The organism is Arthrobacter sp. 05N429 (genome assembly GCF_056397045.1).
Genome location: NZ_JBFTMQ010000041.1, coordinates 1 through 469 on the forward strand (window position 1 = coordinate 1; position 469 = coordinate 469).

Annotated in this window: 1 protein-coding gene; it reads right to left on the minus strand. The window is 69.3% G+C overall.

What is annotated here, in order from left to right; genetic code table 11:
• Positions 1-469, minus strand: a 469-nt coding sequence (locus AC1DF4_RS19180) for a DUF4129 domain-containing protein (protein ID WP_476914360.1), incomplete at both ends; no start/stop codon positions are given.

Below are 469 nucleotides of genomic sequence, written 5' to 3' on the forward strand. Positions count from 1 at the left end.
CCGTATGCGGCGTACTGCCACATGCGCACGATGCGCGCGAACAGTTCACGGTCGGTGCTGTCGGACATGCGCCGCGAGGCACGCAGGCACTGTGCTTCGGTGGCACCGGGCGGCAACGCGATGCCGGTGCGCTCCACCAGCGTGCGCACGCTGGCGCGATAGAGCAGCGCCAGTGCCTGCCGCGGCCGTCCCTGGTCCCACAGCAGCCCGGCCTGGGTCGCCACATCCGGCGGCAGCACCACCGGCATTTCCACCTGCTCTTCGGTAATCTGCGGTGCCTGCTTTTCCTTGCGGCGGCCGGAACCGCGCAACCACGGCAGCCACAGCCGCGCGGTCAACAGCAGCACCAGCAGCAGGACCCCCCACAGCCCCCACAGGCCCCATTCGGCGAGCCGGGCCAGCCACAACTGGCCGCTCTTGCGCGACGTACGGTCTGCGTTGCTGCTGCTGTCCTTCTGCAGCTCTTTCT